Origin of the sequence: Acinetobacter bouvetii (assembly GCF_902753875.1) — a bacterium.
Classification (GTDB): domain Bacteria; phylum Pseudomonadota; class Gammaproteobacteria; order Pseudomonadales; family Moraxellaceae; genus Acinetobacter; species Acinetobacter bouvetii_A.
Map to the genome: position 1 here is coordinate 14,453 of NZ_CADDTS010000023.1, position 24,118 is coordinate 38,570.

General features: G+C 40.8%; 23 protein-coding genes. 10 read left to right on the plus strand and 13 right to left on the minus strand.

The annotated features are described in order from the left end of the window. Window position 1 precedes the first annotated feature (1 nt). The 7 genes from dnaX to FB6_RS06150 all read right to left on the minus strand — a co-directional run bounded on the left by dnaX (window position 2) and on the right by FB6_RS06150 (window position 8,343). The gene (dnaX, locus tag FB6_RS06120) at window positions 2-2,158 is read right to left on the minus strand and encodes a DNA polymerase III subunit gamma/tau (protein WP_174559155.1); all 2,157 of its coding nucleotides are present in this window, start codon (window positions 2,156-2,158) and stop codon (window positions 2-4) included. 60 nt (window positions 2,159-2,218) lie between these two features. Then, entirely contained in the window at window positions 2,219-2,944 is a 726-nt protein-coding gene (locus FB6_RS06125) for a hypothetical protein (protein ID WP_174559156.1), read from the minus strand. Window positions 2,945-3,001: 57 nt separating this feature from the next. Further along, a complete protein-coding gene (locus FB6_RS06130) occupies window positions 3,002-3,949 on the minus strand; it encodes an IS30 family transposase (protein WP_174559157.1) in 948 nt (315 codons plus the stop codon). Window positions 3,950-4,083: 134 nt separating this feature from the next. After that, entirely contained in the window at window positions 4,084-4,533 is a 450-nt protein-coding gene (locus tag FB6_RS06135; RefSeq protein ID WP_174559158.1) for a copper resistance protein NlpE N-terminal domain-containing protein, read from the minus strand. 76 nt (window positions 4,534-4,609) lie between these two features. Next, a complete protein-coding gene (locus FB6_RS06140) occupies window positions 4,610-5,857 on the minus strand; it encodes a serine hydrolase domain-containing protein (protein ID WP_438819958.1) in 1,248 nt (415 codons plus the stop codon). A gap of 76 nt (window positions 5,858-5,933) precedes the next feature. Continuing rightward, window positions 5,934-6,788, minus strand: coding sequence for a MaoC/PaaZ C-terminal domain-containing protein (locus tag FB6_RS06145; RefSeq protein ID WP_174559160.1), 855 nt, complete (start codon window positions 6,786-6,788; stop codon window positions 5,934-5,936). 163 nt (window positions 6,789-6,951) lie between these two features. Continuing rightward, on the minus strand, window positions 6,952-8,343 hold the full coding sequence (locus tag FB6_RS06150; protein ID WP_174559161.1) for a 3-oxoacyl-ACP reductase: 1,392 nt from the start codon (window positions 8,341-8,343) through the stop codon (window positions 6,952-6,954). 241 nt (window positions 8,344-8,584) lie between these two features. Here FB6_RS06150 and FB6_RS06155 point away from each other — a divergent pair, with 241 nt between their 5' ends. Next, entirely contained in the window at window positions 8,585-10,105 is a 1,521-nt protein-coding gene (locus FB6_RS06155) for an acetyl-CoA C-acetyltransferase (protein WP_174559162.1), read from the plus strand. 131 nt (window positions 10,106-10,236) lie between these two features. Beyond that, complete coding sequence (locus FB6_RS06160; RefSeq protein ID WP_174559163.1) at window positions 10,237-10,794, plus strand: hypothetical protein; 558 nt, start codon at window positions 10,237-10,239, stop codon at window positions 10,792-10,794. Between the two features lie 40 nt (window positions 10,795-10,834). On the opposite strand, the gene aceI is transcribed toward FB6_RS06160, so the two are convergent. Continuing rightward, a complete protein-coding gene (gene aceI, locus FB6_RS06165) occupies window positions 10,835-11,269 on the minus strand; it encodes a chlorhexidine efflux PACE transporter AceI (RefSeq protein ID WP_174559164.1) in 435 nt (144 codons plus the stop codon). Window positions 11,270-11,380: 111 nt separating this feature from the next. Here aceI and FB6_RS06170 point away from each other — a divergent pair, with 111 nt between their 5' ends. The 4 genes from FB6_RS06170 to FB6_RS06185 all read left to right on the plus strand — a co-directional run bounded on the left by FB6_RS06170 (window position 11,381) and on the right by FB6_RS06185 (window position 15,382). Continuing rightward, window positions 11,381-12,271, plus strand: a complete 891-nt coding sequence (locus tag FB6_RS06170; protein ID WP_174559165.1) for a LysR family transcriptional regulator — start codon at window positions 11,381-11,383, stop codon at window positions 12,269-12,271. 88 nt (window positions 12,272-12,359) lie between these two features. After that, window positions 12,360-13,349: a transaldolase gene (tal, locus tag FB6_RS06175; RefSeq protein WP_174559166.1), complete on the plus strand. Its 990-nt coding sequence runs from the start codon at window positions 12,360-12,362 to the stop codon at window positions 13,347-13,349. Between the two features lie 79 nt (window positions 13,350-13,428). After that, window positions 13,429-14,079: a leucine efflux protein LeuE gene (gene leuE / locus FB6_RS06180; RefSeq protein ID WP_174559167.1), complete on the plus strand. Its 651-nt coding sequence runs from the start codon at window positions 13,429-13,431 to the stop codon at window positions 14,077-14,079. Between the two features lie 130 nt (window positions 14,080-14,209). Then, entirely contained in the window at window positions 14,210-15,382 is a 1,173-nt protein-coding gene (locus FB6_RS06185; protein WP_174559168.1) for a benzoate/H(+) symporter BenE family transporter, read from the plus strand. On the opposite strand, the gene FB6_RS06190 is transcribed toward FB6_RS06185, so the two are convergent. The 3 genes from FB6_RS06190 to FB6_RS06200 form a co-directional block, all read right to left on the minus strand. After that, window positions 15,379-15,948 carry a TetR/AcrR family transcriptional regulator gene (locus FB6_RS06190; RefSeq protein ID WP_174559169.1) on the minus strand — a complete coding sequence of 190 codons (570 nt, stop codon included), beginning with the start codon at window positions 15,946-15,948 and terminating at the stop codon, window positions 15,379-15,381. The genes FB6_RS06185 and FB6_RS06190 overlap by 4 nt on opposite strands. Continuing rightward, window positions 15,949-16,296: a DMT family transporter gene (locus FB6_RS06195; RefSeq protein WP_174559170.1), complete on the minus strand. Its 348-nt coding sequence runs from the start codon at window positions 16,294-16,296 to the stop codon at window positions 15,949-15,951. 94 nt (window positions 16,297-16,390) lie between these two features. Continuing rightward, entirely contained in the window at window positions 16,391-17,389 is a 999-nt protein-coding gene (locus FB6_RS06200) for an alpha/beta hydrolase (protein ID WP_174559171.1), read from the minus strand. A 309-nt stretch (window positions 17,390-17,698) separates the two neighbouring features. Here FB6_RS06200 and FB6_RS06205 point away from each other — a divergent pair, with 309 nt between their 5' ends. Next, window positions 17,699-18,142, plus strand: coding sequence for a universal stress protein (locus FB6_RS06205; RefSeq protein ID WP_174559172.1), 444 nt, complete (start codon window positions 17,699-17,701; stop codon window positions 18,140-18,142). Window positions 18,143-18,271: 129 nt separating this feature from the next. Then, the gene (locus tag FB6_RS06210; RefSeq protein ID WP_174559173.1) at window positions 18,272-18,715 is read left to right on the plus strand and encodes a universal stress protein; all 444 of its coding nucleotides are present in this window, start codon (window positions 18,272-18,274) and stop codon (window positions 18,713-18,715) included. Window positions 18,716-18,869: 154 nt separating this feature from the next. Here the strand turns inward: FB6_RS06210 and FB6_RS06215 are convergent, their stop codons facing one another. Together FB6_RS06215 and pepN are read right to left on the minus strand one after the other, a co-directional pair. Beyond that, complete coding sequence (locus FB6_RS06215) at window positions 18,870-19,082, minus strand: hypothetical protein (protein WP_174559174.1); 213 nt, start codon at window positions 19,080-19,082, stop codon at window positions 18,870-18,872. 297 nt (window positions 19,083-19,379) lie between these two features. Then, entirely contained in the window at window positions 19,380-21,989 is a 2,610-nt protein-coding gene (gene pepN / locus FB6_RS06220; RefSeq protein WP_174559175.1) for an aminopeptidase N, read from the minus strand. Window positions 21,990-22,411: 422 nt separating this feature from the next. Here pepN and FB6_RS06225 point away from each other — a divergent pair, with 422 nt between their 5' ends. Both FB6_RS06225 and FB6_RS06230 read left to right on the plus strand, forming a co-directional pair. Next, window positions 22,412-22,675, plus strand: coding sequence for a hypothetical protein (locus tag FB6_RS06225; protein ID WP_174559176.1), 264 nt, complete (start codon window positions 22,412-22,414; stop codon window positions 22,673-22,675). Window positions 22,676-22,907: 232 nt separating this feature from the next. After that, window positions 22,908-24,071 (plus strand): hypothetical protein, encoded by a 1,164-nt coding sequence (locus FB6_RS06230; protein ID WP_174559177.1) that lies wholly within the window; start codon window positions 22,908-22,910, stop codon window positions 24,069-24,071. Window positions 24,072-24,118 lie beyond the last annotated feature (47 nt).

The window sequence follows — 24,118 nt, forward strand, 5'->3', positions numbered from 1 at the left end:
TTTATTTCAATTGAATATTCTGTATCTCACCATCAAAATTCTGCATTAAGTCTTTCACCGCAGCTTCATTGTGCAGCAGATCTGATGCACGCTGAAAGGCTTTGGCCTTACGTTCATTTTGCATGGTATATGGGGTTGTGGTTTCCACTTCAGCATAATTGACCTGAAAATGGGTGTTTGGCCATTCACTTTTTAAAGCCTGTTCTAAAGCATGCTGTAGCTGGGTCAATAAAGCTTCATATCGTTTAGGAATATTAAAGATTGATTCCGCATTAATCTGCCCGGTCATCACACCTTGTTGCGCCAATTCCTGTACCGCCGGTGAAAGTTCACTATTGCGGAACCAGAACTCCCACTTATCTACCGTCCACACGCCTTCTAAAACTTGTGGTTGAAGTTTCAAGATGTCTTGTGGCATCAATGCTGTATCAATCATTTCTTGAGGCATAGTTGAAACTGTTGAAGTTTCTACGGCATCTACAGCTGGCACAGAAGACAAATCAAATAGTGAATCTTGTGGAGGCGTTGCAACAGATTCTGTGACTTCAGGCTGTTTAACTTCTTGAACGGGAATCTTTGTCTGTTCTGATAATGCAGGTTCTGCTAATGGTGCAATTTCATCAAACAGGAAATCGTCACTGTTGTATTTTTCGGCTTCTTGTTCAGGTGATGTAGCCGCTAGCTCTTCATCCATACCAAATAAAGCATCATCACTCGATGGATCAAAAACAATCTGATCGGCATTCGATTCTGGTTGAACTGGTGTAGCTTCAACCATTGCTTGTACCACTTGAACTGGCTCAACTGTAGATTCAAGCTCTTGTTCTAAAAAGTCATCTGAACTTTGTTCATCCTCTATAGCCTGTACAGCAGAAGGTTCATTGAAGGGATCATCATCATAATATTCATCATCCAAATGATCGACAGCTGCAGATACAGTTTCAGGTTCTGGGCTGATGGCCTGTACTTCATCAACTTGAGGGATGCTTTGCACCTGTTGCGCTATAGGCTGCTGAGCTGGCTGAATAGGCTGATTAGCAACTTGAGTTTGTGACACCAATATTTCATTCGGTTGTAAAGGACGGAATGCCAACAGACGCAGCACACACATCTCGAAACCTTGCTCTTGGGTCACTGCAAGTTGCAAATCTGCACGTCCTTTGCACGCAACCTGATAATAAAGCTGCAAATCTTGCGCAGAAATCAGCTGTGATAATTGCATGATTTTATTATTAATTTCTGCGCTATATTTTAAGCTCAGCTCTGGCAGATATTGTAATAAAGCCAATTCATGCAAGGTTGATATCAATTGATCCAGTACCAGTGACACATCTAAAGCCTGCTGACGAAATTGCATCAACAATTCACTGACACGGGCTTTCTGGTTTTGATGAATTGCCAAGATCAAGTCATAAATAATGGTCCGGTCAATCAGCCCCAGCATATCCTTGACATCTTGGTGCTGGATTGCACCCTGCCCATAAGCAATAGCTTGGTCCGTTAAAGATAAGGCATCACGTAACGAACCTTGCGCAGATTCAGCGATTTGCCAGATCGCATCTTGGTCAGCTTTTATTTCTTCTTTGTTTAAAATATTACTAAGATGTTCTGTAATTTCATCAACTACAAGTGGACGCAAAGTAAATTGCAGACAGCGTGAAATTACGGTAATTGGCAACTTTTGCGGATCTGTTGTTGCAAAAAGGAATTTGACGTGTTCAGGCGGTTCTTCAAGGGTTTTGAGTAAGGCATTAAATGAATGCGTAGACAGCATGTGCACTTCATCGATCAGATAAACCTTGAAGCGACCTTGAGTGGGTGCATAAGGCACGTTATCCAACAATTCACGTGTATCTTCTACTTTTGTACGTGACGCCGCATCAATTTCGATTAAATCGATAAAACGGCCTTCATTGACAGCTTTACAGGTTGCACATACTTCACACGGCGTAGAGGTTACACCAGTTTCACAGTTTAGGCATTTTGCCAAAATACGTGCAATGGTGGTTTTACCCACACCGCGAGTTCCCGTAAACAAGTATGCATGATGCAACCGACCACGTTCTAAGGCACTCGTGAGTGCGCGTGACACATGGTTCTGTCCCACCAATTCATTGAAATTACGTGGACGGTATTTTCGTGCAAGTACTTGATACATGTATGCTCCTTTTTACAGGTCTAAGCATACTGTTTTTTTATAAAATAGTGAATGAATTACTTAGTTATCAGTTACACTTTGGATACTATGAATCTGATTTAAATCAACAATCTTAAAGCTGTTAGCTCCATTTTTATCCCTTTTAAAAATTACTGCATTGGTTTTACTCTGCTCTAAAAGATGATAGAGGTTCCTTTTTTCTGAATCAGCAACCAAAGTCACCTTCGGTAAATTTGAAATCTCAGCATATTTAAACTCCCCAATAATGACAGCTCCAACAATCAGAAGTCCCCCCAACAAACCTAACTTAAAATTACGCGTTAATGACTTATCTGTATTTAAAATTAGAATAGTTCCAATCATTGCTCCAAATACCATAGAAAGGATCATCGAAATTTTAATACCAATAAAGATTAGAAAAAAACCAAATAAACTGACGATTAAGCATATAAAAAGTAGTAAATTATTTTCATAAGATTTACGATTTTTAATCAATAATTTTCGAATTTCTTCAATGTTTTCATATCGAATTTTTATTTTATGTCTATTTTTTTTAGTAATCTTTCCAAAGATCGATTCTAAACCGAAAACCACAAATATACTGACAAAAATAAATGCGATCACTTTGATAACATCTAATAAATAGATAGAGGGAGGAATTAAAGACATTACCCATAAAGCATCTAAACGATAATAAAAGTATGTTTGAGTAATTACGCAAATTGATAAAGCTACAATCGTTAATAAACTAACAAATTCCGTAATACTTAATTCTTTAAATTTCATATTTTTATCAAATAATTTAAATCAATCTAAAGTATATATTTTCAATTCTTTATTCACTTAGATTAGCATTTGAAGTGCAACACCATGTTCTTGGAATAATACCTGACTCGGGCTTCTAAATCCGAGTCTTTTTCTTGGGCGATGATTCAAACGTTGAGTGATTTCTGAAATATAAGCATCCGAATACCTATTCAAATCACTGCCTTTCTTAATATATTGCCTGATTAAACCATTCGTATTTTCATTCGTTCCTCTTTGCCAAGCGCTATACGGATCAGCGAAATACCAGTCTATTTCCAGTGCTTGAGCAGCATGCTCATGCAGGCTGAACTCTTTGCCATTATCTGCAGTAATTGTCTTGAGTCGATCTTTTATTGGCTTAAGAAGGCTGATCGTTGCTTGGCAAACTTCCTCTGCTTTGCGTGAGCCACACTTTTTCAGCCATAAGTAACCTGTCTTCCGGTCTACAATCGACACTAAGGATTGCTGATGTTTCTTGCCTACAATCGTATCTATTTCCAGATCACCAAAGCGAGTCCGGTATTCAATCTCAATGGGTCTATCATGAATGCTTTTACGATTACTCAGCTGACCGCGGGTTTCAGGAAAGCCATATTTACGCTTTCTTTGATTTCTGAATCGCAGGTGATGAAAGAGCGTACCACCCTTGTTTTTATCTAGCCGTATAAAACGATAAATTGAATGCAAACTGATTGGAACATGAGAGGCTATCTGTTCAGGACTCCATTGAAGATGAAGGTAGGCAATAATTTGTACCCACATTTCAGAAGGAATTCTTTTAGGGTTGGAGCATTGACGTCTTAGGGCAATTTTATTTGCGTGTTGAGCAAAATAACCGTTTCTAGCTCGATTACGATTGATTTCCCTAGAAATGGTTGAAGGTGAACGATTCAGTCTGCAAGCGATATGACGCTTAGAAAAACCTTCACGTAACAAGGCATAAATCTGATATCTTTCTTCTAGAGTGAGATGAGTATAGTTCATGATGCAACTTTGACTTTGGTCGGTCGGAAGCAAAATGCTAGCTCATCTTGCTTCCTTCCAATAATTTAATCTCTGTTGCACTTCATTTGAGAATCTAAGTCAATAAAAAACCCTCATAATGAGGGCCTTAAAACTTAAGCTAACTTCTCTAAAACAAAATCGCTTTGCATTTGATAGCGTTTACCTGTTTGATCTGCCCGGATTTCCAAAACTTTTTCTTCCAGATCTACATACAGTAAATTGCGTTTGGCAACATGTACCAGCTCAACTTTGCTCTCATCTTTAGCATCAAAACGAAGCTGTCCCCTTAAGGTTTCAACTTCATTATGACCACTCAAACTTTCACGCGTTAAGGTGTAGGTTTTGTCTTCATGCAGTTCTAGCGCAACAGCCATGCCCGGACAGTCTTCACAACGTGAAAGACAGCCCATACACGGTGTTGTACCTTCATATTTTCCAGCCCATGCTGCAACTTGCTTTTGCGACTCTATCGATGTTTGGCCTTGATTATCTGATTGATTGGTATCCTGACAACCGAGTAATGCCGTACTCGTCATCAAAGGAATCAACATCACTTTTTTCATACAGCATCTACAACCAATAAATTTGCAGGAAAAATAACATAATTAATTGCCATATTTCCAAGCAAAATGTTGCAAATTAAAACCAGCCCTTACGACCACGTAAAACCTGATCTGCACAGCGTAAGGTTTCCTGTGTTAAACCCCATAAACGATAATCTCCGGTGATCGAAGCCACAGGGAAATTATGGGTATAGGCAAAGCTTAATCCACGTTCAGGGTCACACCACGCTCCAGAACCGTTAAATCCCATATGACCAAAGCCTTGGGATGATTTACCCAGGGTCAGTACCCGGTGATAACCTAAGCGCCAATGCAGCGGTAAAGGCATGATACGGTCACGTTTGGTGTATTGCACTGTACTCAGCTCACGCATGACCGATGGACGAATCAGTTGCTGCCCATTCCATTGACCATCATTAGCAAGCATGGCATAGATTTTTGCCAGACTATTGACTGTGAAAACGCCATTCGCCGCAGGAATGACCGCTTTTAAACCTTGATCGCTAAAAAAGGAAAAATGCTTCATGCCTTTGGGAATCATGGCATCCTGAAAGTCTTGTGAACTTTGTCCACTCAGTTCAATCAGCTTGTCGAATGGTGATGCTTTACGTGGTGTTTTAGATGTCTTGCTTTGCTGTATTGGCTTTTTATTTTGCGGAAATAATCGTGCCACACGCTGCAGTTCAGTCTCCGGTACACCAAAATATGCACCATCTAAAGCTAAAGGTTCAACCAAATAAGTTTGCATCAATTCTGCTAAAGGCTTTCCTGTAGCTCTTTCTAATACGCCACCCACTTGCCAGCCAAAGGTTAAGGGCTGATAGGCTGCCGCGGTTCCCGCAGCAAATCGGGGCTTTGCTTTAGCTACCACATCCAGCATATGCGACCAATCGGTCATTTCTACTGCCGCGGCAATGTTATTCCGGATGTCGTATAAACCACTTTGATGGCTCAGCATATGCCTTAAGGTGATTTTATCTTTACCGTTTTGCCCAAATTCAGGCCAATACTTGGCAACAGGTGTATCGTAATCCAATAATCCTTCACTGACCAAAATATGGGTCAAGGTTGAAAGTACCCCTTTGCCCGTGGAATAACAAACCGCTAAGGTATCACTTTGCCAGTTTTCAGTTTCAGATTTTTTGCCGGTGTATATATCAATGACTTTATGGCCCTGAAAATATACTGCTAAAGCTGCACCACCCTGTTTAGCTCGTGCATCCTGCATACGACTGAATTGTTGCGCCAGATCTATGAACCGTGCATCCACATGCCCTTGATAATTCTGAGTCTGGGCAAAAAGGTAATTTTTGAGTTGTTGCATCATTCCATCCCTAGAAATCAGTTTTTATCAGCTTAAAGTAAAAAAGCCTAAATCAAGAATGACTTAGGCTTTCATCTTAAAGTGCTTTCACACTTCCAGTGACATGCGGCTTTTTGTTTTTACTGTTTCGAATTGCAAATTCTGTATTTTTCGCTTCTTGCGCGGTTAAAAACTCGACTTTGGAAGGAAGATACATTGGTAGTTTAAACCAGACATCCGCTTCATAACTGTCAGGCAAGTTTAAACTGGCCAGAGCTTTGGCCTTGCTCCACATGCCGTGTGCAATCGCCTGTTTAAATCCAAAAGCTTTGGCGGTAATGGCGTGAATGTGAATCAGGTTAAAGTCACCAGACGTTAACGCGTAACGGCGGCCGGTATTTTCAGACACATTCCATTCTGCACTGACTTCATAATTCGGAGCTTTACTTTCCACCACTTTCGGTGCAGCTTTAGTTTCAGTTTTTTGGCGTGCCAGATAAGTGGTCGTACCTTCCATCACCACGTCATTCCCCACTTTAGCCGTGGTAATAAAATCAAACTGCACACCCTTATCATGTGGCTTTAAATCACCAAATTTGCATGACAAGCTCAGCTGTTCATTCACGCCGACTTTACGACTTTGTTTAATCTGATTGCGGATATGCACCAAACCTAAAATCGCAAATGGAAATGCTTCTTGCGTCATCATGTGCATTTGCAGGCTTTGTGAAAGTACAGCCAGATAAATTGCGGGAATATAGCCGTTATTTTTAAAGCCACAGACTTCGTTATACGCTTTTAAATGCTTTTGATCGACTTTGAATAAATCCACCACATATTCAACTTGCGGCAGAACTTTTTCACCTTTGGGCTTTTTGAAGATCAAGCCTTGAATCACTTTTGGATAGGCTAAATAAGGTTTTGGAAGTTGACTAAAATGGCGCGTATTCATACTGAACCTTTGAGAAGTTTTATCTTTATGAAGTTCCCTCTCTTCTTAGGAGAGGGTTAGGGAGAGGTTTTAAACTTTCCCTTTGGTTTTTTAATCCCTCCCAGCCTCCCTTTAAAAAGGGAGGAGAAGTCCCCCTTTGAAAAAGGGGGATTTAGGGGGATTCTTAAGCCCCTAACAAGCTTTGACCACAAACACGTACAACGTTGCCATTTAAACCTGTAGAAGCAGAAGATGCAAATAATGCAATGGTTTCAGCAACATCAACCGGTAAACCACCTTGGCTCATTGAGTTCATGCGGCGACCCGCTTCACGAATGGCAAATGGAATCGCTGCTGTCATTTGGGTTTCAATGAAACCTGGTGCAACTGCGTTGATCGTTACGCCATTTTTCAAGATAGGTGCAGTAAATTTCACCACACCGATCACACCTGCTTTAGAAGCAGCATAGTTAGTTTGACCCAAGTTACCGGCAATCCCTGAAATCGAAGATACGCAGACAATGCGACCATTGGCATTAAAGCCATCATTGGCTAGCAAGTAATCGTTCACACGTTCAATCGCAGACAGGTTGATGTTAATCACCAGATCCCAAAGCTCAGGCTTCATATTGGCCAAAGTCTTGTCACGGGTAATACCGGCATTGTGAACAATAATATCCAGACCGCCTTGAGCTGCTGCCGCAGCTTTGATTTTTTCACCCGCATCCGCAGCAGTGATATCAATAGCTAATGTAGAACCGCCAATTTCACCCGCTACACGGTCAAGGTCTGCTTGTTGTTGTGGCACATCTAAACAGATCACATGCGCGCCATCACGAGACAATACATGAGCAATTGCTTCACCAATACCACGGCTTGCACCCGTGACCACCGCAGTTTTACCTGCCAGTGGTTTTGCCCAGTCCACATCCACAGCATCTGCTTTAGATACACGAATCACCTGACCAGACACATAAGCAGAACGTGGTGACAAAGCAAAACGAACTGTAGATTCAAGGTTCGCCTCTGCACCTTCATCGACATACACCAGTTGAGCAGCGATACCTTTTTTGAATTCTTTACCTACAGATTTGACAAAACCTTCCAAAGCACGTTGTGCAATGGCTTGTTTAACCGTTTTTGCAGTTTCTGGTGTAGTGCCTACTACAACTACACGACCAGAAGACTGGATTTGACGGGCAATTGGATTAAAGAAAGCATAAAGCTCATGCAACTGTTCTGAATTTTGAATACCCGATGCATCAAAAATCACGGCTTTAAACTTGGATTCTTTATCACCTTCATTAAACGCACTCAGGCTTAAACCTGCTTTAGCCGCCGCTTGCTGCAGTTCTGCATTGTTACCTGCATAGCTGTTGGCATGAATATTTGCCAAAACTTGTGCAATTGAACCGGATAAAGTCGAAGCTGGCGCCGCACCAAACAAAACTGCACCCTTAACTACAGGTGTAGCAGATTCAAAACGCTCTAAGAAAGTTGGTGATGGCAAACCTAAATTTTTGATGACAAATTTACCAATAGGAGATTTTGCGAATGTTTGGTATTGATCAGTCATGTTTATTATCTCTCATACAAATTAATTTATGATGGCATTGAAGATATTCTTTTAACTTCAAGATGATGTCAGGCACTTATATTTCAATAGTTCCATCAGTTTCCACAGAATAATACTTGAGTTAAACAATGGATGTCTTGACCCGAATGCTTTGCCTAATGTCATTTTAGTCAATTTACCCTCTGGTTGATTATGCTAATGTACCCAACAAGAAGATCATCTACATGCTTGGAAAAGCCTTATGAGCAAAATAACTCAAGAAAATCCAGCAGTCGAAAAATCTGCTACGGAAACTGTGTCAAATACATCAAAGCGTACAACTCGTACCACTAAAAGTTCAGGCACAGCAACAAAGTCAGCAAGCAATACGACTAAAACGACCCAACCTCGTTCTACGTCTACTCGTAGTAAAACTACAGCTTCAGCATCTAAAACTGTTTCAAAATCAACAACTCAAACGTCTGTTCAACAGGATAAATCCATGAGTCAAAACACTGTTCGCCGCGTTGCTATTATCGGTGGTAATCGTATTCCTTTCGCTCGTTCTAATGGCGCTTACTTTACTGCTTCAAACAGCGATATGTTTACTGCAGCATTAAATGGTCTGGTGGAACGCTTTAACCTTCAAGGTCAACGCCTGGGGGAAGTGGTTGCGGGCGCAGTACTTAAACATAGCCGTGACTTTAACATGACTCGTGAGTGCGTATTAAATACTGAACTTGCTCCTGAAACACCTGCTTACGATATTCAACAAGCATGTGGTACTGGCTTACAGGCTGCATTCTTGGTTGCCAACAAAATTGCACTAGGTCAAATTGAAGTGGGTGTTGCTGGTGGTGTAGATACCACTTCTGATGCACCAATTGCTTTTGGTGACGGTTTACGTAAAGCTTTGCTTGAACTGAACATCGCAAAAACAGGTAAAGACCGCCTTAAAGCATTAACCAAAATTAATGTTAAAGATTTAATGGATGCACCAAAAAATGGTGAGCCACGTACTGGCCTTTCAATGGGTGACCACCAAGCAATTACCACGCTTGAATGGGGTATTTCGCGTGAAGCACAAGACGAACTTGCTGCATCTTCACACCAAAAAATGGCAGCAGCATATGAAGAAGGTTTCTTCGATGACTTGATTACGCCATTCTTGGGTTTAGAGCGTGACAATAACTTACGTGCAGACTCATCTGTAGAGAAACTGGCAAAATTAAAGCCTGCTTTTGGTAAAGGCGATGCGCGTACCATGACAGCGGGTAACTCTACGCCACTGACTGACGGCGCATCTTGCGTGCTATTGGCGTCTGAAGAATGGGCAAAAGCCAATGGTCACGAAGTGCTTGCTTACTTAACTTTCCAAGAAACGGCGGCAGTTGACTTTGTAGAGAAGAAAGAAGGCTTATTGATGGCGCCTGCTTATGCCGTTCCACGTATGCTTGAACGTGCTGGTATTACCCTTCAAGATTTCGATTACTACGAAATTCACGAAGCATTTGCTTCTCAGGTTCTTTCTACCCTTAAAGCATGGGAAGATCCAAAATTCTGTAAAGAACGTTTAGGCTTAGATGCTCCACTGGGTTCTATTGACCGTAGCAAATTGAACGTTAAAGGCTCATCTCTTGCAGCAGGTCACCCATTCGCTGCTACGGGTGGTCGTATCATTGCAACTGCTGCCAAGCTGCTGAATCAAAAAGGTTCAGGTCGTATTCTTGTTTCGATCTGTGCTGCGGGTGGTCAAGGTGTAACTGCGATCATTGAAAAATAATTTGAATCTTTGATTCAGGAAAGCTCCTCGATTGAGGGGCTTTTTTATTAGCTATTTTTATTTTTAAATCCTCTATATTCAGCAAGATATTTTTATATACAATTGAATTAACTTAGAATTTTAAATAATCAATGAAAAAGAATTCTGCATTTTTATACACTTTAGAGGTCACTGCACCCTTTTATTATTTTTATCTTGTTCCAGTTGCGATCGCACTCGTCATTGTCAGTTTTGATTTTTCATTTCAAGGTCTCTTTCCAACCACAATTGCATCTTCGCTTTCAAGCCAGCATAAATTTCTGAATGACTTTTTTGCACTGTGTAATTTTTTTGTGATTGGGCTTATCTTGGTTAATTATTTTAGATACCCGTTACGTCCCACACATATTAGGCAAATACGCCAGCATTACGCCACATTAAAACCGCAACAACGAGCCATATTTGGTGGGCTGAGTGTAGTATTTTTCTGCTTTATTTTAGGCTTCATCAACCTCACCTGGTTTTTAATAGATGATGAAGCGCTGCCATCATATAAGGAATGGCGTAAAGGCGATACAGTCACCTATTTACGTAGTTTCGCACATCCTTATATTTCTGCTTTTGCCATCAGTTTTCAATATGTTCTCATCGTGTTCTTAGCATTAATGTTAATCAACATACTGAATACTCAAAAATGTAGACCATGCTGAAAAACCCATGCCTAAGCATGGTTTTTTCACACGGTATTAATTATGTCGTCGATTTTACGTAATGACTGATGTTTAATTTCGCTTCAACGTAGTCATAACACCACTGGAAAATAAAGGTATACACCAAAATACACAGCGTCAGGCTCAAGTCAGTCAAAATCGCCTGCCATAAGGTCATTTCCAAGGCATAAGCCACCATCGGAATCGTGGCGAGCATGAGGCCACCTTCAAAGCCAATGGCATGCAATAAGCGGATTTTGATGGTACGTTTCAGCTGATACTTCGCTTCAAATTTTTCGAAATGCTGGTTAAAAATCATATTCCACAGCACTGAAGTCATCGCCATCGCAATACCCAGCCCGCCTGTCACGTCTAAAGGCATGTGAAAAATAAAACTCAACGCTAACGCAATGATCACCAACAGGATAATTTCATAGCTCAGTGCATGAACAATCCTGCGTTTGGAAATCAACATTTGATCTCTCGCTCTATTATTTATTTGATAAAACGCCATTATATTTTCATATTTTTGAATGTTCGAGTTAGTATCTATCAATATTATTGAAAGATAAGTCCTGAGCACACAATGAATATCAACCAGGAACAACTGATTATTTTTAAGACCGTAATTGAAACCGGTTCCTTTTCAGCAGCAGCACGAAAATTGGGCAAAGTGCCTTCTGCAGTGAGTATGTCAATTGCGCATTTAGAAATAGATCTGAATTTGTCGCTTTTCCAGCGCGTGGGCCGAGAACCCGTACCTACCCCGCAAGCACTCACGTTGTATGAAAAAACCGAACAATTGCTGATTGAGATGAATCAATGGAAACAGCATGCTTTTGCTTTGGGTGAAGGTCTGGAATCGACTTTAAATATTGTGGTGGTCTCCGAACTGTTACATACCCAATGGACAGACTATATTTGTCTGCTTGAACAGCAGTTTCCCGAGTTACAAATCAATATTTTTTCAGCGCCGCAAGAAGATGCCTTAAAAATGTTGCTCAACCAAACTGCACAATTGGCGCTGATGTTTGAACGCGAACAATTAGAAAGCCGTGAACAGTTTGTCGAACTCAAACGCGAGGCTCTGGTTCCGGTAGCGGCTATTGGCTTCCCTTTAGCCATGCTTGAACAAGTCAGTTATGAGCAAATTTTGCAAAGCCGGCAAATTGTGGTGGCCAGCCGTGACCGCAACATTAAACCAGAGTTGCTATTTTCCAAAAAATACTGGCGCACAGATAATCATTTTTCAGCCTGCTCCATGATTATGCAGGGCTTGGGCTGGGGCGTTTTACCGCTGGAAATGCTGAATCAAAATCCGCATCTTCAACAGCAACTGCAAATTCTGAACTTTCTGGATTTTACGCCCAAGTTTGAATATTTTGTCGATCTGGTCTGGAGCCGTGAAAGTCAGCTGGGTGCAGCTGCTCGTTTTTTGATTAATCACATCAGAAATTCGCGAAAAAACACAAAATAGACAGGTGTTATACGTGCTTTTTACTTTGGATAAAAGCAGATTGTGATATAACAAATAGACGGGAAATAACTTTAAGAACTAGACACCAATGACTCAATCAGCTTTAAACCAATTAAAAACCTTAACCACCATTGTTGCCGATAGTAGTGACCTTTCAGCGATTGAAAAATTCCGTCCATTGGATGCAACAACCAACCCTTCACTCATTACTGCTGCAGCCAATCAAGCTGAAAATAAACAACTTATTCATGATGCATTTGAGCAAGCTAAAACTGAAGGTTATAGCGGTGATCTTTTAATTGAACGCACGATTGACATTCTGACCGTCAAATTTGGTGTAGAAATTTTAAAACTGATTGAAGGTCGTGTGTCTACTGAAGTTGATGCTGCTCTTTCTTATGATACGGAAGCGACCATTGCCAAAGCCAAAGAATTACTGGCGTTATATGAAACCTACGGCATTGAGCAAAACCGCATCCTGATTAAAATTGCTTCGACCTGGGAAGGCATTCAGGCGGCCAAAGCCTTAGAGGCTGAAGGTATTCATTGCAACCTGACCTTGTTATTTGGTCTACATCAAGCTCAAGCATGTGCAGATGCCAATGTGACCCTGATTTCTCCATTTGTCGGCCGTATCTTGGACTGGTTCAAAAAAGCGGAAAATGTCGATCACTATCCGATAGATAAAGATCCCGGCGTACTTTCAGTCAAGCAGATCTTTCATTTCTACAAACAGCACTGCATTAAAACCGAAATTATGGGTGCCAGTTTCCGCAGTATTGATCAGGTGCTTGGATTGGCAGGCTGTGACTTACTGACGGTTTCTCCAAATCTTCTGGAAGAACTGGCGCAGGATCAACGTGAAGTGGTCGCTCAGCTGTCAACCAATCATGCTCAAGCACATTGCCAGCATCTGGTTGAAGCGTTGACCAAAGAAACCTTTAAGGCACAAATTGAACATGACCTGATGGCCTCTCAGCTGTTACAAAGCGGAATTGACGGATTTATCAAAGCACGTGACCAGTTAAGTACATTACTTCGCCAGTCATTTGACTTAGATGCTGAAATTAAAGCTTAAATCTGCTCACATTCCCCGCTAAAAAGCCGATTTTGTTATAGTACACAGGTCGGCTTTTTTCATGTCTTGAGAGTGTATTGTGTTCGGAATCACCGATCTCGCCACCTATATCATTGGTACCACCTTAATTGTCCTTTTGCCCGGTCCAAATTCCTTATATGTGATGTCCATCGCTTCACGTTTTGGTATTAAAGCCGGTTATAAAAGTGCCTTTGGCGTGTATATCGGCGACATCATTTTAATTCTACTGACAGCATTGGGTGCAGCTTCACTGCTACATAGCTTCCCGTGGTTATTTACCTTTCTCAAAATTATTGGTGCCATTTACCTCAGTTACTTAGGCATCAAACTCCTCATTGCGGCTTACCATACCTGGAATACTGTTCACTCGCAAAAGCAGATGGATACGGTTCAGGAAAATATTGAACAGCTACATCCCTTTAAAACAGCACTCACCATTAGTATTTTAAACCCGAAAGCCATTCTGTTTTATTTGTCGTTTTTCGTTCAGTTTGTCGATCCGGCCTATCCATATCCTGCGCTAACATTTACTGCACTGGCAGTGGTGTTGCAAATCATTAGCATGAGCTATTTAAGTGTGCTGATTTTTTCAGGGGCAAAACTGGCGACGTTTTTCACTCACCGTTATAAAGTGACTGCCTCATGTGTGGCAGCAGTGGGACTTCTGTTCTGCGGTTTTGGACTCAAACTGGCGACCTCTACCCTGTAAATTCAGACTCGACCAGCTCAAGGTATAAATACAGGGAAGATTCCTTTCATCATCGCTTTTCGCTTAAAAATGAAAGGCGTATGATTGGTATACTTTTCAAGCATTACAACATGATCAGCGCAAAGGAATTATGCAAAAACTTCTCCAAGACTTCTCCGTTCCTGCCCTCTTTGCAGGTTTTATTACGTTCCTTGTCGGTATCAGTGTTTCCTCGGTATTGGTGATTCAATCTGCCCAACTGCTGGGGGCTTCTACAGCACAAATCACCTCCTGGTTCTGGGCGCTGGGTTTGGGCATTGGCTTAAGCGGTTTAATCCTGTCCTGGAAGTTTAAATATCCTGTCGCAACCTCATGGTCAACCGCAGGACTGGCTTTAATCCTGGCTACAGCCAGTGGTTATAGTCTTTATGAGGCAATTGGCGCTTTTTTAGTGTGTGGCTTACTAACGGCAATTTTAGGCTTTTTAGGTATTTTTCAAAAAGTTTTAACTTATATCCCACAAAGTTTAACCAGTGCCATGCTCGCCGGTGTACTGCTAAAATTTGGTATTGCCCTGTTTGCTAGCATGCAAAATGACTGGGGCTTTATTCTGTCATTATTGGCGGTGTATGTGCTTTCTAAACGGTTATCGCCACGTTATAGCATCGTGATTACGGTGATTGCCGGTATTGCACTTTGTCCGCTGTTTTTACAGTTCCATGCCTCAAACATTCAGTTCAGTCTGGCTCAGCCGGTATGGATGGCACCTGAATTTAGCTGGTCAGCCATTTTCGGTTTGGCTCTCCCTTTGTTTGTCATCAATATGGCTTCACAATATTTACCTGGTCTGGCCATGATCAAAAGCTATGGCTATGAACCTCATGTGAACCAACTGATTGGCTGGACTGGAGCAGCTCAAACCATTTTCGCGCCTTTTGGATGTTTCTCTGTGAATATTGCCGCCATCAGTGCCGCCATCAGTCTGGATGATCAGGCCCATCCTGACAGTAAAAAGCGTTATATTGCTGGAATAAGCTGCGGCTTCTGTTATATCTTGATGGGCTTATTTGCCGCGACACTCACCAGTATTTTAATGTCTTTTCCTGGCGTATTTATTACGGCTTTGGCTGGTATTGCGCTTTTAGGCACCATTGGTCATAACATTGCGCTGGCCTTTCATCAGGCGGCTGAACGCGAAGCGGCCCTGCTGACCTTTTTATTTAGTGCTTCCGGCATTCAGTTTTTTGGTATTGGTTCAGCTTTTTGGGGACTATTATTTGGACTTGTTGTTCACTTCATTTTCAAGTTTAAAAATAAATCTTAATCCAGCTTCGCCCGATAACTTCGGGCGATTAACTTTGCTTTAAGTTGCAGCGTTTCAGCTTCATCTTCCACTTCAGTGAATGCGGTCAGCCAAATGCCATCTGCAGCATAACGTAAAATTTTCAGTTCAATATCCGAGTCGGTTTGATGATGTTTCATTAGACGTTCATTGAGCCATTGAATCCAATATTCATTAAAGGTTTTGTCTGTGAGCATGGTCATCGAAATAGCAGACCAGGAATGCTCTAAACCCAAGACCTGTTTTTCCAAGGTCACTTCAATATAGGCACGGGTAAAACTGCCATAGGGTTGCTCATCTTGAGCAATAAGTTGATCAATCACCACATCCAATTGTTGCAAAAGCGACACCACCATCGACTCCAGTAATTTTTGCTTACTGGGAAAATGATGAAACACGCCGCCTTTGGTCACGCCAACCAGATCCGCAACCGCTTGTATAGATACCCCATTCACACCCTTTTCTGCTGCCAAAGCAATCGCATGTTGCAAAATTGCCTGACGGATGACTTGGGGTTCTTTCTTACGCTGATGCGGATTGTCGAGCATTCACGAATGTCCTGTAGAATTTGAAAAAAGATTAATCACCACGACACCCGAAACAATCAAGGCAATCCCAAGCATGGCAGGCAGATCTAAACTTTGGCGAAAGATAAAGTAGCCAATTAAAGCGGTGAGCACAATCCCCACCCCAGCCCAGATTGCATAAGCAATACCCAGTGGAATGACTTTAATCACTTGGGACAATAAATAGAATGCCAATGAAAATAAAACCACCACCACCAGCGAAGGCAATAATTTGGTAAAACCTTCAGACTTCACCAGAAATGTTGAACCAATCACTTCAGAAATAATGGCACATGCCAGCAGTCCATAAGCCAATAATATTGAATTCATCTGTTAAACCCATAAACATACCCAACGGTTGGTATGTTATGTTTTTAGCATTTTTTCTGCAAGCCTATTTTTTAGTTTCTAGCTCTTCTAAATTTTAATTTGAATGTTGACTGAGAAAATCTAAGGTTTTGGCAAAAGTCTGCTGGCTGGCTTTTTTACCCATCATGAATTGATATTCATGCACTAAAAATTCTTTCGAATTTGGATAAAAGACCTCTGTTACCGCGATGTTCTGGTTGATTAAGGCATTCACAAAAGGCACAGACTGGGTTCGGGTTAAAAAGTCCTTATTGCCCCCACTAATGAATACCGGCGGATAATTGGCCGTTAAATATTGAATGGGAGAAATACTTTTTAAAAATTCAGCATCATCTTTTTTATTGCCAGTATAAGCTTGGACCAGATTCACTACGCCCCATTCAATCAGTTTAAGTTCATCCGGTGCAGTATTAATAAAAGCATTCATGTCATAAATACCACAATGCAAAATTAAACCTTTCACCTGCTTACGTTGAATTAAAGGTTGAATACCCGACTGCCGGGCAAAATCTGGATTACTCAGCAAGGCGGCATAATGGCTGGCTAAATTAGCACCGGCTGAGTCACCAGCCAAATACAGTTGATTGGCATTGATATGATAATCCGCAGCATGATCATTAAGAAATTGTAAGGCCTGATTAATTTGAAGCAATTGCTGAGGATAAATTGTTTCTGGTGCAAACTGATATTCTACCGAAACCACATTATAGCCTTGATGGGCTAAACGCTTAAAATAGCCACGGGCATGTTCTTTAGAACCGGATACCCAACCTCCACCATGAATCCAGATCACCGTTGGACGCGGCTGCAATTGCAGCACGTTTTCGGGCTGATACACATCCAGCGTTAAACGAGGGTCTGTCGAATAGACAATATTTTTCTGTACTAAAATATTGTCTGGTGCATGCTGATCAATAAATTTTTTCTGAACATTGGTTGATGCATTGAATACCGTGGCAATCACTTTGGTACTACTTTGAGTATTCTGACAACCACTACTGTGTAGTGCGGCAATTAAACACAAACTTAGGCTTAAATATTTTGAATACACCATCTTTCCTGTTCAGTTTCTTTTCCCAATTTTTAGGAAATTTTTTTATGTAAAGGCATTTTAATCTTTGTTTAAACATTTAGAAATACTTAGACAATGCCGATATTCCACCTCCTTCCTGCCATAAATCACCATGCAGAATGTTGAGTTTTTAACTCAGTTTTTACTGCCAAGCAGTACACACTTATATTTATGATTTTTATATAATTTAATGAATTTTAAAACAATTTTCATAGTCTAAATTGAACATTACAAGACAATGTGCTATGTATAAATGAATAGCAACACAATAAACTCCAAGGAACAATTCTCATGTCTTATCAAAATATTTTAGTTCCAGTTGACGGCTCTGCCATTTCCTTATCTGCTGTTAAAAGTGCAGCACAAATTGCCAAGGGCTTTGGCGGTAAACTCACCCTGATTAGCTTAGTTACTGAAGATCCATTTTCAGATGCAGACTTTTATTATCCATCTCCAATCATGAAAGAATATTTTGTAGAAGCGTTTGCCAATGCCGAAAAAGCATTAAAACAAGCTCAAGGCATTGCAGCTGAAAATGGCATCACGGCGGATACTCAAGTTGTGAAAGGCAATGTTTCTGAAGAAAGCATTATTGAAACAGCCGAAAAGTTGAAAATTGATTTGATTGTTATGGGTTCACATGGCCGTAAAGGTTTTCAGAAATTTTTAATGGGTAGCTTTGCTCAGGATGTTCTAAAAGGAACAAAACTGCCTGTACTCATTGTCAAAGAATAAAGCTAAACAAATGAACCCTTCATATACTGCGGGTTCATTTTACAGAGGCCTGACTTAAAACGGTCATCATGACTGGCTATAAAGAATTATTCATTCGATCTATTCAACAATATCCATAAGGAAAATTTAATGACGTATAAACATATCTTAGTCCCAGTAGATGAATCACCCATTTCTTATGCAGCCGTTGAACAAGCATTAACTTTAGCCAAGTCTTTAAACTCTCAAGTGACTTTAACCAGCGTCATCGCTGTTGATCCCTTTGTTGGTGTAGATTTCTATAAAGTCGCACCTGCTATTACCGATTACTTTATTCAAGCTGAAAAAAATGCACAGTTACGACTGGCCGAAATTAAGCAATCCTTCCTTCGTGATGGTATTGATGTAAATGTCAAAGTCATTCGTGGTGTATCACCTGCTGATGGCATTATTCATGTTGCCGATGAAGTGGGTGCAGATTTAATTATTATGGGTTCACATGGCCGTACAGGATTTAAAAAATTAATGCTCGGTAGTGTGGCACAGGCCGTATTAACCCAGTCACCTATCCCCGTATTGATTATGAAAGTTTAAACAAGCCAAAGTCCCTCTCTCAAGGGACTTTTTTTTAGGCTGACCTATAGTAATTTTGACGAGTAGATTGGGATGTAAACTTGCTGAAGCTCATGATTAAACTGATTAAGTCAGAAGATTTTTAAAGCTTTAAAACAAGGAACCACTAGCCTATTTATTTACTAATATGCTGATGTAAGGTCTGCAGATAAATTTCAGCTTCCAGTTTATTATCAAACGCTTTTTGATAAGTCCCCATAGCCTGTATATTGTTTGGAGTGTATTCGATCTGTACCAGAAAATTTCCGTCAGTGGCATTTTTTGAAACTCTTATCGCAATAATATGTTGAGCGTTCAAATAAAAACCATCTTCAATTTTAACTAACAAAACCAATCTCCAGCTTGCTGAATTAAGATGACGGACTCATGACACCACAGTCCGTTAAATGACAAAAGCCCATCTTTAGATGAGCTTGTGTGTCATTATCTTACGCCATAAATGTGATTTAATCGACAGTTATTACTTTATTATTCAACAAAAAATACATTCATATCATTCAATCTTTCATTTAGTTAATCTAAACACCTGTATAGTCATTTAGCATTCAGGATAGCTCTAAATTAAAAAAGCCTTTTCTCAGTCATTACCAAGAAAAGGCTTTTTAATGATTAAAGTAATGCTCAGTTAGACACTCAGCATACTGTTCAAGGTTTCGGAAACGTTTTTAGATTTTACTTGTGGTTTTAAGGCTTCAAGTGCAGCTTTTACTTCACTGCGCTGAGGTTCTGCCAAAGTGTACCAGCGAGAAAGCACTTGCAGTAAACGCGAACCGACAATCGGGTTTTTCTCGTCCAGATATTTCGCCAGATCAATATAATGCTGAACACCAAAACTCCATGTATTAACAGGATTGGCATTTAGACCACCACTCACCGCACGAATACGGTTTGGTACTTTCAAATCATAATCAGCATGTGATGTTAAGACCTGAATCGTTTCAGCTGTCGCTTTCGGATGGGCTGCCTGAACCATGAACCACTGATCTAAAGACAAGGCTTCTTCTTTAAAGCGATCATAAAAATCAGCCAGAACATCTTTGGCCTGTGGGGCATCATTCCATACCAGCACTTTCAGTGCACCCAAACGTTCAGACATGTTGCCGGTGTTTTGATACTGCTCATGCGCCAAATCAAAAGCAGAAGTATCACCCTGACGAGCCATCATATTCAACATGATGTTTTTCAATGCACGTACACCCATTGCTTGAGAAAATTCATGCTGCAGCTCCGGATCTAGGGCCGCATACGTTTCTTTGCAGAATGCACCTAGTTCACGCGCCAGAGTATTTACCAGTGCATTACGCTGCTCTTGAATCACCGCAGGTTGATATTCACTGTCGATACGGCTACCCAAATAACCTTCGGTTGGGATATCAAACAAACGAGAAGCCAGTAATGGATCTTTTTCCACCAAATCCGGCAAGGTATTTTTAATGGCTTCGATATAAATACCAGCCTCATGACCTTCTAACAAAATACGCTCAAGCAAGGTTTGCGTCGCTTGCCATTGGTTAAAGCCATTGGTTTCATATTGAATCAAGAACGCCAGCTCTTCATCTGAATAGTTAAATTCCAAATTAACCGGTGCAGAGAAGTTACGTAGCAAGGACACTACAGGTTTCGCAGTGACTCCGCTAAATTCAATCGTAGCTTGCTCTTGGTCAAACAGATACACACCATCTTTCACCCCATTTTCAAACAAGGCAGCAGATTGCAGGCTTAACTGTTCACCGCTTGCAGCATCGAACAATGCCAAGGCCACAGGAATAGGTACTGCTTTTAAGTTTGGATATTTAGGATGTGCTTTCAAACTTTGTTTAAAGCTCAAACGATAGGTTTGTTTCGCAGCATCATATTCGCCTTTGGCTTCCAGTTTTGGCGTACCCGGCTGGTTATACCAGGTCAGGAAGTTGGATAAGTCCACACCTGAACCGGCTGTCAATGCAGCCACCCAGTCTTCGACTGTAACGGCCTGACCGTCATGACGGCGGAAGTATTCGTCTGTACCTTGACGAAATTTTACCTTGCCAAGCAAGGTCGACATCATGCGGTTAATTTCCGCACCTTTTTCGTACACGGTAGCCGTATAGAAGTTATTAATTTCAACAAAATGATCCGGACGTGGTGGATGAGAAAGTGGACCTGAATCTTCCGGGAACTGATGCGCTTTTAATACTGCGACATCATCAATACGTTGTACCGCAGCAGACTGCAAATCTTCCGAGAAAGACTGATCACGGAATACGGTCAAGCCTTCTTTCAAGCACAGCTGGAACCAGTCACGGCAAGTAATGCGGTTACCGGTCCAGTTATGGAAATATTCATGTGCAATCACCGACTGTACACGCATGATGGCAGCATCAGAAGTATATTCTTCATCAGCCAGTACACATGAGGTATTAAAGATATTTAAACCTTTATTTTCCATTGCTCCCATATTGAAAGCACTGGTTGCCACAATCATATAATTGTCTAGATCGTATGGGCGACCATAATGTTCTTCATCCCATTGCATCGAATGTTTAAGCGCTTCCATGGCAATGTGACATTTTGGAATATCTTTTTCTTCAGCGTAAATTTCAAGCGCAACGTTACGGCCTTCAGACGTCACATAGGCATCTTTTAAGACAGCCAGATCACCAATCACACAGGCAAATAAATAAGATGGTTTTTTAGTCGGATCTTGCCAAATGGTGTAATGACGACCTTCACCAGTCTCACCCGCTTCCATCAAGTTACCGTTGGCCAGCAGCACTGGAAATTTTTTATCCGCTTCGACACGGGTAGTAAATACAGACAAGACATCTGGACGGTCCGGATAGAAGGTAATTTTGCGGAAACCTTCTGGCTCATTTTGGGTTACGAATAAATCACCACTGGCCTGATATAAACCTTCAAGTTGGGTATTGCTTTCAGGATGAATAATCACCTGGGTTTCAAGCGTGACTTGATCTGGTGCCTGGGCAATCACCAGCTGTTCTGCATCAAGCGTATAATCAGTTTCAGACAGCGGCTTGCCATTTAAAATAATCGATTTTAATTCCAGATCACGGCCCAACAGGATTAAATCACCTGCTGTCTGGCGCTTCATTACCAAAACTGAATTTACTTTGGTATGGTCATCATAAACTTGAATATCCAAGTTGATCGAATCCACCAGAAAAGAAGGTTTTTGATAATCTTTTAAATAAACAGTTTGGTCTGCTTCAACCACTGGGTTAGCCGCGATATTCATATAATGTCCTGATCCTGTATTCTTAAGCCAAAACTTTGTTGTTGTAAAATGCTTCGATCATACGACAACTTTCACAATCTGTCTGTGCTATTGCTTTGAGTTATATATGGGCACTTTGCCTATCATTTTCAATTCGTGAAATGAACATCAACACAATTAATCTGCCAGTTGCTTATTTAATATGCATTGCTCATCCAACCATCTGATTTAACTCTAATGTGTCTGAACAAAATAAATAGACAATCTATGTATTTTGATATCTCTTTATATTATTTGAGTGAAATTTATAGGGCTTATAAAATTGATTAACTCAAAATGACACTTATTTTCAAGATGAGTACATTTTGAGCACGTTTTTTGCTTGTATATCTCTGTGCGAAGCGCACTATAAAAATTAAGCCAAAATTAAAAAGAGGTGTCCTATGTATCTAAAAGACCATATTGTTCGCGTAGAAAATATCAAAACCATGCAGACTCTGGATGCAGCAGGCATCGATCATAAAGTTATTGCCATGTTCATGAGCTGTGAAGGCATTCCAATGCAATCGGTCGATATTTGTGCAATTTTAAATAACTACGATGCTTTAGGAAGCAAAAAACTTCCTTCTAAAAAGGTTCAGGCTTTAATTAATGCAAAGCTCATGGGAGAGGAGGATGAATCATTACCTTGCCCCGCCTCTTATTAATACTTCGTTTTAACATAAGGCTTTCATCCCCTTCTTGGTAGAGATAAAAGCACAGTTTTTATCTCTATCTCAATTAGCTGATTCCATGGAGTCATATATCTCAATCCATAACATCTCTTGTGCTAAAACTTAACTGAATGATGCTCCCTTCAGCATTATTCCATCACGTCCCGCTTAAAGACATGTGTATAATCAATAAGACGATAAACCCGACTTGCGATTGACTCATTTCATGCTTCTTCAGATTCTGCAAAAACAGCTCGATGAAAGTTCATCATGCCCTTTATGTCAGGCATCCATGTTCTGGATTGAAGCAGAACAGTATGATCAAGCTATAAATTTTCATGAATGCAGTCACTGTCAGCACCGGGTTTTCGAAGATGCGCGGCATACCTGTCACTGTGACAAATGTTTGGCCAGTCGTAAAAGAATACTCGCAGAAACACGCCTGCAAGAACAACGCAAACTGAAATCCAAAGATAAAGATGCTGTCGAGTACCGACTAGATCAAATCAGTTTTCTAAATAAATTGTTTTTACTGAGTCTTTTAGACAATCAGGTGCAGGAACATACTACGCATCATGAATACATAGACTGGGAAAGTATTAAATACCATGCCATCACCCCGAACTATCTATTCCAGAATTATTTGATCAAGCAGCTGGTCAAAGAGCAAATCCTGATTGCCAAAGATTTTGCATCCGAAGCCCACCATTACTATGTCAATGTTCGTCTAGACGGTTATTCAGAACCGAGTTTGTTTAGTATTACCCAGCAACTGCGTAACTGGTTCTATGAAAATTTAACCATGGGCGTGCCCTTTAAAAGCGCCGATGAAGTCAAGAATGCGCTTTATCTGGTGCTATATCAAGAAATTATCCAGTTCGCCCAATTCTACTGTCGCACCTGGGGCATCCAGATTGCTGGCAATAACAGTTTCCAGACCTTTTGCTACCGTTTAATGGACTCACTCGCAGTTGGGCAGATTTATTATCTGGTACAAACGGCTCTGGAATATCTGTATCAGCAAAAGGCCCTGCAAGTACGCAATGAAAACTTTATTAACACCAATTTATTAAAGAAAACTTTGCAGCAATATCGCGAACGTGCCGTGACTGAAAAATGGGAAACGTCGACCCTGCCACGTCCGCACAATATTCCATTCAGCAAGATGAGCGAAATCCTGTTGTTCCGTTTTCTGGGCTATGATGAAACGATCTTTTTCCAACCGCATTGGCGACTGTGGAAAAAGATTGAACCACGGTTAAGCTTTTACTCACAAAAGCGCTGTATGTATTGTGGTTCCAATGATCTAACCGTGGATTATGATGCTGAAAATTATGTGACCTTGTGCTGTCGCAACTGTAAGCATCAAGACCACTATTTTACCCAATAGCATTTCACCCGCTAAATGGTGATTGATATGTCTAGTTTCTCCGATTC